Source organism: Pseudoalteromonas sp. SWXJ133, assembly GCF_015864365.1.
Lineage (GTDB): Bacteria > Pseudomonadota > Gammaproteobacteria > Enterobacterales > Alteromonadaceae > Pseudoalteromonas > Pseudoalteromonas arctica.
The window spans coordinates 1-13,204 of record NZ_JADYXJ010000011.1; the positions used below are offsets into that span (position 1 = coordinate 1).

The 13,204-nt window shown below is 39.4% G+C and carries 12 protein-coding genes and 1 pseudogene; 6 read left to right on the plus strand and 7 right to left on the minus strand.

Annotation, left to right across the window (positions count from 1 at the left end):
• Positions 1-167 precede the first annotated feature (167 nt).
• The 3 genes and pseudogenes from I6F40_RS10125 to I6F40_RS10135 all read left to right on the plus strand — a co-directional run.
• A pseudogene (locus I6F40_RS10125) lies at positions 168-728 on the plus strand (transposase); the annotation flags it as partial.
• Positions 729-1,100: 372 nt separating this feature from the next.
• Entirely contained in the window at positions 1,101-1,496 is a 396-nt protein-coding gene (locus tag I6F40_RS10130) for a DUF3465 domain-containing protein (protein WP_166379352.1), read from the plus strand.
• Between the two features lie 44 nt (positions 1,497-1,540).
• Positions 1,541-1,879 (plus strand): hypothetical protein, encoded by a 339-nt coding sequence (locus I6F40_RS10135; protein ID WP_149592096.1) that lies wholly within the window; start codon positions 1,541-1,543, stop codon positions 1,877-1,879.
• A 106-nt stretch (positions 1,880-1,985) separates the two neighbouring features.
• On the opposite strand, the gene I6F40_RS10140 is transcribed toward I6F40_RS10135, so the two are convergent.
• From I6F40_RS10140 to I6F40_RS10170, 7 genes are all read right to left on the minus strand, one after another.
• Entirely contained in the window at positions 1,986-2,429 is a 444-nt protein-coding gene (locus I6F40_RS10140; protein WP_166379356.1) for a GNAT family N-acetyltransferase, read from the minus strand.
• A gap of 53 nt (positions 2,430-2,482) precedes the next feature.
• Complete coding sequence (locus I6F40_RS10145; RefSeq protein WP_166379358.1) at positions 2,483-3,076, minus strand: DUF2238 domain-containing protein; 594 nt, start codon at positions 3,074-3,076, stop codon at positions 2,483-2,485.
• Between the two features lie 61 nt (positions 3,077-3,137).
• Positions 3,138-3,929 (minus strand): SDR family oxidoreductase, encoded by a 792-nt coding sequence (locus I6F40_RS10150; RefSeq protein ID WP_166379360.1) that lies wholly within the window; start codon positions 3,927-3,929, stop codon positions 3,138-3,140.
• Positions 3,930-3,989: 60 nt separating this feature from the next.
• A complete protein-coding gene (locus tag I6F40_RS10155; RefSeq protein WP_010553511.1) occupies positions 3,990-4,493 on the minus strand; it encodes an Mpo1 family 2-hydroxy fatty acid dioxygenase in 504 nt (167 codons plus the stop codon).
• Positions 4,494-4,577: 84 nt separating this feature from the next.
• Entirely contained in the window at positions 4,578-4,985 is a 408-nt protein-coding gene (locus I6F40_RS10160) for a hypothetical protein (protein WP_197192855.1), read from the minus strand.
• Positions 4,986-5,056: 71 nt separating this feature from the next.
• The gene (locus I6F40_RS10165; protein WP_197192856.1) at positions 5,057-5,731 is read right to left on the minus strand and encodes a Crp/Fnr family transcriptional regulator; all 675 of its coding nucleotides are present in this window, start codon (positions 5,729-5,731) and stop codon (positions 5,057-5,059) included.
• Positions 5,732-5,734: 3 nt separating this feature from the next.
• Entirely contained in the window at positions 5,735-6,406 is a 672-nt protein-coding gene (locus tag I6F40_RS10170; RefSeq protein ID WP_197192857.1) for a hypothetical protein, read from the minus strand.
• A gap of 677 nt (positions 6,407-7,083) precedes the next feature.
• Between I6F40_RS10170 and I6F40_RS10175 the strand changes: the two genes are divergently transcribed.
• The 3 genes from I6F40_RS10175 (at position 7,084) to I6F40_RS10185 (ending at position 13,183) form a co-directional block, all read left to right on the plus strand.
• The gene (locus I6F40_RS10175; protein ID WP_197192858.1) at positions 7,084-10,050 is read left to right on the plus strand and encodes a TonB-dependent receptor; all 2,967 of its coding nucleotides are present in this window, start codon (positions 7,084-7,086) and stop codon (positions 10,048-10,050) included.
• Between the two features lie 102 nt (positions 10,051-10,152).
• Positions 10,153-11,703 (plus strand): tryptophan halogenase family protein, encoded by a 1,551-nt coding sequence (locus I6F40_RS10180; RefSeq protein ID WP_197192859.1) that lies wholly within the window; start codon positions 10,153-10,155, stop codon positions 11,701-11,703.
• On the plus strand, positions 11,696-13,183 hold the full coding sequence (locus I6F40_RS10185) for a tryptophan halogenase family protein (RefSeq protein WP_197192860.1): 1,488 nt from the start codon (positions 11,696-11,698) through the stop codon (positions 13,181-13,183). Before I6F40_RS10180 ends, I6F40_RS10185 begins: the two co-directional genes overlap by 8 nt.
• Positions 13,184-13,204 lie beyond the last annotated feature (21 nt).

Consider the following 13,204-nt stretch of genomic DNA (forward strand, 5'->3'; position numbering starts at 1 on the left):
GAGGATCATCGATTGATTCGAAATATTTAAATAGCTGAATATCAAGCATGAGAATGCTCCTTAAAAAAGGAGTATAAGATCATACTTTTAAGTCAAGGTAAAGTTCGTGATCTTGCCCTGGAGGGTTATAGCCTCCAAAAGTCGTATTTAATAAGCTGTTGGCAATATATCAGCGATTATTAAATGAAGACATTGCCCGCAGAGCAAATAAAGAAGACAACTGCACTGGCAGGTTTTGGGAGGGACGCTTTACGTCTCAAGCATTATTAGATGAAGCAGCACTTGCCGCTTGTATGGCGTATGTCGATTTAAACCCAATTAGAGCTAAAATGGCTAACACGCCTGAGGAATCAGACCACACCAGCGTTAAACAGCGACTAACATCTGCAAAAGAAGGAAAACAACCAAAACAACTCTTTCGCTTTGCAGGCGTGCCACGTCAGATAATGCCAAAAGGACTCCCGTTTGAGCTTAAATCGTACCTTGAACTTGTTGAATTAACAGGACGTTGTATACGAGAAGACAAACGCGGTTATATTGAAAGTACACACTTACCCTTACTCGAAAGAGTTCATATTTCCCCCGAAAACTGGTTAAAGCTTACAACCCAATTTACGCGCGTATTTCATGGCCCATTAGGCAGAACAGCTTCACAAGCAAGTTATTGTGAAAACTTAAAGCGAAAGCGGCGAGCGAATATCAGTAACTGCGAAAAACTACTGGCATAAAATTTAAACTACTCAGTAAAACTATTCAGTAATAAATCACAACTGCATTATGCAGTTATTTTCATGCGCTTAATTTAGGTTTAAGCGTGATAATGAGTTATTTTATGAATGAAAAGTAAGTAACCGAGTAGTAAAAGATAAATTCTTAACCTAAAAAGTGAATCTAGCCTAGATTGACTTTATTTATTTGGAGTGGCTGTCTGGTTTAATAATCTATACAGATTTAGTATTTTTTGATTACTGCCAAGTAAAAGTAAAAGAGTGTCAGTTAAGAATTGATTACACCTCAACTAAAAACCATCATACTATTATCCATACTTCACAGATTATAGCCGCTTTTGTGGCGTTATAGAACTAAGGAAGATTTAATGTATGCGTAAGTTATTAATATATATTTTAGTCGGGTTTACTTTTCTACAGTGGTCAAATTTTGCAAATGCTACATCTTTGAATGAAGCATACAAAAATCACCAAAGTAACGTTCAAGTACAAGATTCTGGAATCGTTATTCGTATATTAAATGATGATAATCAAGGTTCGCGTCATCAAAAATTTATTCTTAAATTAAGTACAGGTATTACTATTTTAATTGCACATAATATTGACCTTGCCCCAAGAATTAATTTGATTTCAAAGGGTGATACTGTTCAATTTTACGGTGAGTATGAGTGGAATAAAAAAGGGGGCGTAGTACACTGGACTCATAAAGATCCAAATGGACATCACGTTGATGGTTGGTTAAAGCACAAAGGTAAAACGTACCAATAGCTTCATAACGGTCTCTTCAAGTAAAAGCGCAAGGAAAACGAAAAATGACAATGCAATGGATAGCGATTCTAGCGGCTTTAGGCTGGTGTTTATTACAAGTAATTACCTTGCTTATATCTTCACAATGTATTTTTTTAATGATCGAGTTTCGCTCTGATAATGAGCATAAACTGTATCAAAAACTTCTATCAAACTTTATTATATATCTGTTTTACTCCCTATTTATTTTACCATTCATCTCTCTAAGTCTGTTCATATATGGTGTTATTAACATTACAGAATGGTGTGAGCTTAAGCCTGGATTGTGGGTATTTGCTGCTTGGTGGTTGGCTCTATTTGTACTTTCTTTTTCTCTATCAATGAAGAAAAAATATCGTATTTAAAGGAGTATTAATACCTGCTGTCAGAAAGTTGATAACTTAAAAAATAGCTTACTAATTAGCTATATAATGAATCATCAATAATAATCCCCACTTTAGAATGTATTCTCTACTTGCTATTACCATACACATTCTCAGGATTTATTTGCATTAATAGTGCGGGGTTATCTATAGGTTTAAACCCGTATTGCGCATAAAGGCCATGCGCATCAGAAGTTGCTAATAAAAAGCGCCTGAGCCCTTGTAGCTCAGGGTGCTCTACTATCGTTTGAATGAGTAACTTACTCAGCCCATTTCCTTGCAAGTGCGGGGCAATAAATACATCGGCTAAATAGGCAAAGGTTGCTTTATCGGTCACTACTCGGGCAAATCCAACTTGCTCGTTATGAGCGCTGTAAACACCAAAGCACATTGAGTTATCAATAGCTGATTGCATCACGCTTTTAGGAATGCCTTTGGCCCAATAGCTATTAGCAATAAAGTTATAAATAACGTTAAAGTTAAGTTTACTTTTGTCTGTGCTAATTGAGTAATCACTAGTGTTTGCGGTCATACGTTAGTAGTCTTTTTTATCAATGTTTTTATAAACATTTCTATAGAAAGTTCCTATAAATAATCTTTAACGTTTTTTAGCTGTTTGTCGTGTACTCTTGAAAGTACTAACAGCGAGCAAATAGCTCCAAATAACGCCAGTCCCATATCTGATTGGGTATCCCACACGTAACCTTGCGTGCCTAAAAACGCTTCTGCGTTTTCGCCGCTTAACACTGCAACCCACCATTCTATTAATTCGTAAAACGCGCTAAATGCTAAACATACCGAAATAACAAAAGCGATTAACCAGCCTCGACCATTTACTACTTTTTTGCGCAGTAAAATTTCGCGTGCTAGTAGTGCAGGTACAAACCCTTGAAAAAAGTGCCCTACTTTGTCGTAGTTATTACGCTCGCTACCAAATAGATTATCGAACAAAGGGACTTCGGAGTAGGTGTAATGCCCACCAATCATCAGCACTATGCAATGCGCTAAAATAAATGTATATAAAATAGGGGTAAGTTTAAAGTGGCTATAGGTACTTGCTAGCAGCACTAAACCAATAATTGCGGGGATAACTTCAAGCAGCCATGTAAATTGATCTTTTGGGTTAATACCAGACCAAATTAATACAATAAAAAATAGGCTCAGCCATGAATACTTCATTTAGAATCCTTTTCTAAATTGATCAAATTTACGGCATTTTACGCCTTTGAAATAAACGACGCTACCTATAGTTTGTTTTTGCGGTAATGCGATTAAACAAAGTAGGAAAAAAGCGCTTAATTGTAGGCGCCCAACCACTTAAACCTTTGCCAATAATCACTTCGTCTTTTTTATTACTAATGGCACGAATCATTTTTGAAGCAGCTACGCTTACATCCATGCCATTTTCTATCGACTCTTCTGGTTTATTTTGCGCTATGCCTTGCTCGTTTAGTGAGTTATGCGCAATTGCTGTTTTAATAGAGCCTGGGCAAATTGTTAAACAATGAATATTATGTTGTGCTACTTCTGCACGTAGGCAATCCATAAAACCAACAACCGCATATTTAGAACCCGAATAACCTGTTCTAAATTTTGAACCAACTTTACCCGCCACACTACTAATGGACACAATTGAGCCACTGCGCCTTGCCACCATAGAAGGCAATATAGCTTTAGTAAGTGCAATTAAGCCAAAGTAATTAACCTCCATTAATTGGCGGTACACGTTAAAGTCGTTTTCTAAAAATAAACTGCGCTGCGATACGCCGCCGTTATTAATTAAAATATCTATTGCAGGAAGCTCGCTCATTTTTGCTGTTACTGTACTCAGTACATGCTCTGGCTCGGCTAAGTCCAGCGGCACAACTAAGTGCCCTTCGCCTTTAAGCGTTGCTTTTAAATCGTTTAGTTTATCTACATTGCGCGCTGATAAAATAACGCGCGCTCCAAGCTCGGCAAATTGTATAGCAAGCTCTTTACCAATACCTGATGATGCGCCGGTGATCCACACGGTTTTATTATTATATTGCATGCGTTATCTGCCCTTTTATTGTTATTTATTAGGTTTTATAAAGGTACTTAGTAAAGTATTTTACGCCTTTGTAGGACCTGCTATTGCGTTTACTTCATCTTCTAATGTTTTGTAAAAACCCATTAAAAATAGTAGTTCAACAGTTACGTACAAAGGGCCAATAATTAAACCAATTAGGTCATCTACAAACGCCGGTTTTTTACCTTCGTAATAGTGCCCAATAAACTGTAATACCCAGCCAAATACAAACACACCTACGCCAATACTCAACCAAGGCCAAAACGCCATTGCCGCAATAGGCTGAGCACCAACAAGGAGTAAAGTGAATATCACGGCCATAATAAAGCCAAGCGAAAAGCTCAGCATAAAATAATAAACAACCGACGCTAATACAAAAAGTTGTGCGCCATCAATTACTACACTACCAAGGGGTATTTGAATGCGCGCTAGTAAACACAACGCTGCAAATACAATGAGCGGAATACCAATAAAGTGCGTTAGTACATTACGCTTAGAACGATGATACAAACCATATTTACCAAGTTGCTGTTGAAGTGTTTTCATTGTTTTGCCTTTATTTTTATATATAAAACTTACTTTAGCAAAAGTAAGTACAGCAACAATGTCAGGTATCCGACATTTTGTAAATTAAACAAATGCAGAAATTATTTTACCCGGCTCATGCTCACCTTGCATATCCGTTCGCTCGCGCCCTTTTTGATACTCTTGCTCAAGCATTTTTTGAAGTTCCTCTATTTTATCAGCAATTGCGCTAGGGTCTGCGCCCTCACTTTGCTGTTCTTTAATGAGCTCTTCTATTGTCGCTTTTAGCTCGTCTATTTTGTTTTTGTTTACACCTAAGCGCTGATAAACCAGCGCTTCTTGGGCACTTTCTAAAAACGTTGGTTCTTTAGGGGCTGAGGTAATGCCTTTAGCATCACTTGTTTTTTCATTAGGAAGGACATTAGTTGCCGCAACTTCGCTTGGACCTGCCGCTTTATTTACCGCAGGAGAGTTATAATTACTATATTGATTTTTAAAGGTTATTGTAGTCATTAGCTCAAATCCATTGTTGCGTTACATTATCTGTAGCAATTTTGGTTCCAACTAAATAAAGCGGTCTCTATTTAAGCTTGTGTAGCACGCGCCTGTAACTTTTGTTTATCTAAAACAGTTATGCGTTGATACCCCAAACTAATGGCTTGTAGGCTAACAAGCTGTTGCAGTATTTGATTAATAGTTTGGCGCGTTAGGTAGGTCATATCAGCAAGTTGCTGCTGAGATAAAACAAGTGGTGTTAAGTGCTCTGTATGCTCGCTGAGCATTAAAAGTCGATTGCATACTTTTTGCTCAGCACTTAGTAATGCGTGATCTTCCATTGGGGTAAACATTAGGCGTAACTTTTGTGCCAGCAATAAACCAAACTCTTGCCAATATTGTGGCTGTTCGTTTAATAGCTGTTCAAGCTCGCGTTGGGGCACGTAAAAAAGCACAACATCAGTTTGTGCATATACGTCATGAGTACGCAGGCCACCATCAAACAAGGTAACTTCGCCAAACCACAGTGATGAATCAATAAAGCTCAATACGGCTTCTTTGCCTTCGTTACTTACGCCACTAATACGCACCACGCCGCTAAGTACGGCATAAATTCCATCGTGCTTATCACCTCGCAAAAATAATGATTGCTGAGCCTTTAGCGAGAGCGTTTTGCCCTGCGTTAATAAAAAGCTTTTTAAATAAGCGCTACGGTTTTTAAACCAATGCCCTTGCTCTATTACGTTTTGCTGCTGAGGAGTCATTATTTACTGCATTTGCTTATTAAATGGCTGTTTTTCGATAACCAATTTTTTAGGGAAATTTAAATCGGTTGCTATAACAAAATCATCGTAAGGATCATTACCCGAAAACAGCTCAGTTATTAATGTATCGTTTTTATAAACATTAACCGTTACACCGCTGCCCATACCGCCTGAGTTAATAATATAATAATGATATTCGCCGTTACTAAAAAATAAAATACTCTCGCCAATACGCCCTACTTGCCTGTAGTAACTACCAAATGGTGCATCTGGTGTTGCTTCTTTTTCAAGCCCTATGTCATTAACTCTACCAAATCGATAACTAAGCGATGAGTCATCTTTTGCAACACAAATAGAAAGCACTTTATCGGTAGGCTCTAACTTGTAGGCTGTACTTTCATCTGGGTTACGCACAACTTTATGCATTTTTGCGTTAATGTAGGCTGCTTCTTTACTTTTACAATGTGTTGCTAGCATACCGACCACTAAAGCGGGTTCGTTTGTTTGAGCTGCTGGAGGTGTGTTTACTTTGAGATCAGAGGGTAAGTTACTTGCATTACTATTTAGCTGAGGGCTATCTTGCATTGCCATGCTTTGGTCGTCACAACCAAACAGTGCAAACAAGAAGAAAGAATAAAAGCTCGCTAAAAATTTAATGCGCATAATAAAATCCATCTATGAGAGAACCTTTAAAATAGCGATAAAACTAGCGACCCGCAACACTCTTATGCGCATTACTTTATAAGTTTATTTTTATACCATCTTCTGCAAAAACTACGTTACTTTTTAGTGATTTAATTAACGATTTTTTAAACAATTGCCGATTTTTTAATGACCGATTCATAAAATGAGATAGAACCGCCGCTTGATGCGTTTTCATCAATTGCGTTGTACATAATCACTACATCGGCATTTTCGCTAAGTTAGCAAATGTACCTATTTTTTAGTTGAGTGACCAACGGCCGATTTATTAATTTTAGCTTGTATTAAAAGCTGATTTAAACACCTTATAAAAGTGTGTAAATAACTAAATTAATCAATAATTGGTTTTCTTATAATAAAATGTTGTTACAGCACTATTTCAAACGGTTTTTTATAACCACCTGTAATTTATAATTTAAATAAAATTAAATTTAAAAAAATACATTTTAAGAACAATTTAGTCTCATTTTATTAAAACAATAGTTGACCCTTTTTAAAATTTAAACTAGCATTTCTGGAAGCGCTTCCACAAAGCTCAGTTAAATGAATTTTTCTGGAAGCGCTTCCATACATTTGACAATGTTTATAATTACACAATAACAGCCCCATACAGCTGTTAATAATAATGATAAAAGTGCGAGGGAAACCGAATGTCCAACCATATTGTAAGAAAAACAAAGATAGCGACCAGCCTATCTCTGATTTTAGGCGCATCAATCTCTTTACCTGTATATGCACAAGAAGCAAATACAGATGTTGAAGTAATTCAAGTTACTGGTTTTAAAAGCAGTATTAAAGAGTCAACTCGGTTAAAACGCGACGCCGCAGGTGTTGTAGATGCAATATCAGCTGAAGATATTGGTAAATTTCCTGATACCAACTTAGCCGAGTCGCTACAGCGTATTACAGGTGTGTCGATTGATCGTTCGAATGGTGAAGGCTCTAAAGTAACTGTTCGTGGTTTTGGCCCCGACTACAATATGGTAACCCTAAACGGTCGTACTATGCCGGCAGCATCATTGCCTTCAGGCGGTGGTACACCCAGCTCTCGTGCTTTTGACTTTGCAAACTTAGCGTCTGATAGCGTTAAATCGGTTGAAGTATATAAAACTGGTAAAGCAAGTATTGCATCAGGTGGTATTGGCGCAACAATTAATATAAATACGGCTCGCCCACTCGACAATCCAGGCTTTATTTCAAGCGTAGGTGTAAAAGCATTACACGACTCAACAAACCGTGTTGGTGATGACATAACACCAGAGCTTTCGGGCTTAATCAGCTGGACCGACAGTGAAGCTAAATTTGGTGCCTCGTTAACTGCAAGCATGCAACAGCGCGATAGCTCATCAACAGGTGCGTTTGTAAATCAATGGAATACATCAGCTTTTGACGGCACAATCCCACAAGCTGCAGACGATATTGTTTTAACTAATGCACCCGCCGTTGGCCAGCTTTATTCAATGCCATCAGATTTGCGCTACACCATTGCCGACAGAGAACGTACTCGTACAAACGCGCAATTAACGCTGCAGTACAGCCCTATTGACGATTTAACAGCCACGCTGGATTACACATATTCTAAGCAAGATTTATTCGAAGCCCGTGCTGAGCAATCAATTTGGATGGATAACTACAAAAGCGCGCTAACATTTGACGATAACACGGTAAAAACTCCTATTTATTACCGAGAAGAACGTCGCGATCAGCAAACACGCGATTTAGGTTTAGCGTTTCAAGAGTTAAACCAAGTTAACCAAAACGACTCTATTGGTTTAAACGTTGAATACTATTTCAATTCAGAATTGAGCTTTATGTTTGATGCGCACAATTCAAAAGCCACTAGCAAACCAGATGCACCTTACGGCAGCTGGGTAAACGCAGGCTTGGGCGCAAACGTAGTTAACGCACAAGAAGTTGATTTTAGCCGCGAGCTTCCATCAATGAGTATCGATTTTGATGATTGCCGCCGAGACAACCTAAATTGTAATAACACGTTAGATGCCTCTGATGTGGGTACGTCTATTTTAGATTCTAACTTTGCTCGCCAAGAGTCTGAAATCACAGAATTTAGAATCCATGGTAAATACGAAATTGAAAACGGCGCAATTGACTTTGGTATAGAGTCTCGCTCTATGGAAAGCCATTCACTGCAATCACTTACACGTAATACAATGGGTAACTGGGGTATCGAAAACCCAGGCGAACTACCTGATGGCTACCTAAACCCAACAAACTTTTTAGCTGAGTTTGACGACTACGATACATCGGGCTCGTTCAACCAAGGTTATACCGGCAGCGCATCGCAAATTGGTTACTGGGCAGGTGAAGAATACGGCTTTAACTTTGCAGCCGATGGCGCATTTGCAACTAACCGCACCATTGAAGAAGACATAACCGCAGCGTTTGTGCAATTTACTTACAATGGTTACATTGGCGATATGCCATACAACATTGTTATTGGCGCACGCCAAGAGTCTACCGACATTACCTCAACGGCTAATATCGACTTACCTAACGCAGTAGCGTGGGAAGGTAATAACGACTTTAATGTTCGTTTTGGCTCGGCTAAAGAAGATTTCACGCTTAAATCTAGCTACGATCACTTTTTACCAAGCTTTGACTTTGACATAGAAGTAATTGAAAACGTAAAAGCGCGTTTTTCTTATAGCACTACAATTGCTCGCCCAACTTACGACAACTTAAGTTCAGCAGCGACGGTTGGTGTACCGGGCGCCCCTACTCTTTTAGCGGGTTCATCACCGGCTACAGCGTCAACGGGTAATCCTGGTTTAGTGCCGCTTGAATCAGATAATATTGATGTATCGGCTGAGTGGTACTTTGCAGAAACAAGTTATGTGTCGGTAGGTTATTACACTAAAGACATCGAAAACTTTATTGGTTTAACACCAATGACGCAAAACTACTACGGATTACGCGATGCAACAGCGGGCCCTCGCGCTCAAGCTGCCATTGCTGAGCTAGAATCTCGCGGACTTGCTCTAACCGATTCAAACTTATTTCAAATGGTTGCCGCAACAGAAAACAACGTTGATTTTGACTCTATGACCTACGAAGAGTTTGAAGCCGCCTACGATGTAATTGCTAACAGCGATGACCCATTACTAGAATTTACAGCGCAAGTACCTACCAACAATAAAAATGCCACAATTGATGGTTTCGAAATTGCCTTTCAGCACTTTTTTGGTGAAAGCGGTTTTGGGGTGCAAGCAAACTACACCACTGTTAATGGCGACATAGACTTTGATGTAAACGCTGACCCTACTACTACACAATTTGCACTAGTGGGTTTAAGTGACACAGCTAACTTTATTGCCATGTACGAAAACGATGATTTTCAAGCACGTATTGCGTACAACTGGCGTGATAAGTTTTTAAATAGCGCAGCGCGTTATATTAACGAGCCAGGCTTTACTGAAGAATATTATCAAATCGACTTTAATGTTGCGTACAACTACAGCGAACAACTCTCGTTTTTTGTTGAAGGCCTTAACATTACTGAGCAAAACAGCCGCGAACATGGCCGTACGTCAGTACAATTGTGGAACCTACAACAGCTAGGTGCACGTTACAATATTGGTATGCGTTACAACTTCTAAAGGTAATACAAAGTAAAGCCGTTAGTTTTTACTAGCGGCTTTTTTGTATTTAAAACAGTATTAATGCTAGTTTAAATGTTATCAACTTTAGGGTGTTAACTCATGACCAAACCAATAACAAAAATAGTCGTTTTAGGTGGTGGTACTGCCGGCTGGCTAAGCGCAGGCTTATTAGCCGCCGAACACCCGCACCTTAATGTAACGTTAGTGGAGTCGGCAAATGTGCCTATATTGGGCGTGGGCGAAGGCACGTGGCCGTCAATGCGTAACACGCTACAACGTATTGGCATTAAAGAAATTGATTTTATAACCCAGTGCGACGCGTCATTTAAGCAAGGTTCTAAATTTATAAATTGGCGTAACCTCAGCGAGGGAGAAAACTACTACCACCCTTTTATGAATCCACAAGGCTACGAGCAAACCAATTTACACGCCAGCTGGCAACGTATTGCACCTGATCAAAAATTTGCCGACGTTGTTAATATGCAAAGCTTTGTGTGCCAAGCCGCACTTGCACCAAAGCAATTACAAACACCCGAATACGCAGCAGTTACCAACTATGGCTATCATTTAGATGCGGGTAAATTTGCTGAGTTTTTAAAAAATTACTGTGTTAAAAATCTAAATGTTACGCATATTACTGACGATGTAACCGAGGTTATTAACGACGAGCATGGCTATATTGCCTCATTAAAAACAAATAATAATGGCAATATAACGGGTGATTTATTTATAGATTGCTCAGGCTCTCGCGCTCGTTTAATTGGGGAGCATTTTAATAGTGAGTTTATAGCGCAAGATCATATTTTATTTAATAACAGCGCTGTTGCGGCGCAAATACCTAATGCAAACACCGATCAGCCAATTGCCTCTGCAACGCTATCTACAGCGCAAAGTAACGGCTGGATTTGGGATATAGCCCTGCCAACGCGCCGTGGTACAGGTTATGTATTTAGTAGTAAATATCAAAGCGATGAAAGCGCAAAAAACACATTAAAAAGCTACATAGCTAAAAGTACCAGTGAGCAACAAGCTGAGCAACTTAACTACCGCGTATTAAAATTCAGCCCTGGTTACAGGCAACAATTTTGGATTAAAAATTGTGTTGCCGTGGGGATGTCAGCTGGCTTTTTAGAGCCACTTGAAGCGTCAGCACTTGCCATGGTTGAGCTTTCAATTAGCATGATAAGCGAGCAACTTCCACAAAACCGCCCCCACATGAGCCAGCTTGAAACGCGTTTCAATGAACGTTTTAGCACTCGTTGGCAGCGCGTTATTGAGTTTTTAAAACTTCATTATGTGCTAAGCGAGCGCGACGACACTCCTTATTGGCAAGATATTAGTAATTTAAATACCGCGCCCGAGCGCCTGCAAAACTTACTTAAACTTTGGCAATTTCAGCCCCCTAGCCGCTTTGATTTTATTGAAAACGAAGAAGTGTTTTCATCAAGCAGTTACCAATACGTTTTATATGGCATGGGCTTTAATACACAAACAGTATCTGCACACAATACATTTAACGACCCACGTGCTGGGGATTACTATTATCAGCAAAATCGCGAAAAAATAGCGCAGTGCTTAAATGGACTGCCAAGTAATCGCACGCTTTTAAATCACCTTTTATCAAATAATGGGCAGCCACATAATGACTAAAACAAATGCTGTTAAAAACGTAGTAATTGCTGGAGGCGGCACTGCCGGTTGGATGGCCGCAGCGGCACTTGCCAAACTAGTTGGCAACAATATAAACATAACCCTTGTTGAATCTGACGATATTGGCACCGTGGGCGTTGGCGAGGCAACAATTCCGCCAATTCGTACATTTCATAAATTGCTAGGTATAAACGAGCAAGCATTTATGAAAGCCACTCAAGCCAGCTTTAAACTTGGCATTAGCTTTGAAAACTGGGGCGATGAAAACACCCATTATATTCACTCATTTGGCGCAACGGGCAAAGAATGCTGGGCGGGTGAATTTCACCACTTTTGGCTGCAAGGTAAAGATCTAGGAATAAACAATCCATTTGGCGATTACTGCTACGAACTGCAAGCGGCTAAAAGCGGTAAATTTGCGTTTAATCAGCAAAACCCCATTAACTATGCTTACCATATGGACGCCACACGTTACGCGCAGTTTTTACGTGAATTTTCAGAGCCATTAGGTGTAAAACGCATTGAAGGTAAAATACAAAAAGTAGTAAAAAACACTAAAATGGGCCATATAGAATCATTGATTTTAAATAATGGCGAGCACATTAACGGCGACTTTTTTATTGATTGCACCGGCTTTAGAGGCTTATTAATAGAGCAAGCATTGCATACTGGCTACGAAGACTGGTCGCATTTACTACCGTGTAATAGCGCCATTACGGTGCAAACAAAATCAACCAGCGAGACCGTATTGCCACTTACCCGATCTATTGCCCATAAAAGCGGCTGGCAATGGCGTATACCGCTACAAAACCGTGTCGGCAACGGATTGGTTTATTGCAGCCAATATATGGAAGACGAGCAAGCCAAAGCGCTATTATTAAATAACATTGAAGGTGAGCTGCTTACAGAGCCCCGTGTTATTAAATTTAAAACAGGGCGACGCTTAAAAGGCTGGAACAAAAACTGCCTAGCGCTTGGCCTTGCCAGCGGTTTTGTAGAGCCACTTGAGTCCACCAGCATTCACTTAATTATGTCGGGTATTATTCGCTTTATGCGTTTATTTCCATTTAATGGCATTACCAATCACGCCATTGACGAATACAACAAACAGCTTAAAAGCGAAATTGAAAATATTCGCGACTTTATTGTGCTGCACTACAAGGTAACTAATCGTGATGACAGTGAGTTTTGGCAGCATTGTAGTGCCATGGAAGTGCCAAAAACACTTCAGCATAAAATTGATTTGTTTAAACAAACCGGTCGTGTATTTTTAGACGATGGCGATATTTTTAGAGTCGATTCGTGGGTGCAAGTTATGCTTGGTCAAGGTATTGAGCCTAATCAACATCACTTAATAGCCAGCATGATGAGCGATGAAGAACTCACCCTTTTTTTACACGGTATTAAGCAACAAATAGAGCAACGCGTAAGCCAATTACCATCTCATCATGAGTTTTTAAAGCAGTATTGCCCAGCATAAAAAAAAGCCCTTATTACTAAG

Excerpts from the sequence above, each read along its gene's own strand:
- I6F40_RS10180 (WP_197192859.1), top strand. The coding sequence starts at position 10,153 with ATGACCAAACCAATAACAAAAATAGTCGTTTTAGGTGGTGGTACTGCC.
- I6F40_RS10135 (WP_149592096.1), top strand. The coding sequence starts at position 1,541 with ATGACAATGCAATGGATAGCGATTCTAGCGGCTTTAGGCTGGTGTTTA.
- I6F40_RS10140 (WP_166379356.1), bottom strand. The coding sequence starts at position 2,429 with ATGACCGCAAACACTAGTGATTACTCAATTAGCACAGACAAAAGTAAA.
- I6F40_RS10145 (WP_166379358.1), bottom strand. The coding sequence starts at position 3,076 with ATGAAGTATTCATGGCTGAGCCTATTTTTTATTGTATTAATTTGGTCT.
- I6F40_RS10130 (WP_166379352.1), top strand. The coding sequence starts at position 1,101 with ATGCGTAAGTTATTAATATATATTTTAGTCGGGTTTACTTTTCTACAG.
- I6F40_RS10165 (WP_197192856.1), bottom strand. The coding sequence starts at position 5,731 with ATGACTCCTCAGCAGCAAAACGTAATAGAGCAAGGGCATTGGTTTAAA.
- I6F40_RS10155 (WP_010553511.1), bottom strand. The coding sequence starts at position 4,493 with ATGAAAACACTTCAACAGCAACTTGGTAAATATGGTTTGTATCATCGT.
- I6F40_RS10150 (WP_166379360.1), bottom strand. The coding sequence starts at position 3,929 with ATGCAATATAATAATAAAACCGTGTGGATCACCGGCGCATCATCAGGT.
- I6F40_RS10185 (WP_197192860.1), top strand. The coding sequence starts at position 11,696 with ATGACTAAAACAAATGCTGTTAAAAACGTAGTAATTGCTGGAGGCGGC.
- I6F40_RS10170 (WP_197192857.1), bottom strand. The coding sequence starts at position 6,406 with ATGGATTTTATTATGCGCATTAAATTTTTAGCGAGCTTTTATTCTTTC.
- I6F40_RS10160 (WP_197192855.1), bottom strand. The coding sequence starts at position 4,985 with ATGACTACAATAACCTTTAAAAATCAATATAGTAATTATAACTCTCCT.
- I6F40_RS10175 (WP_197192858.1), top strand. The coding sequence starts at position 7,084 with ATGTCCAACCATATTGTAAGAAAAACAAAGATAGCGACCAGCCTATCT.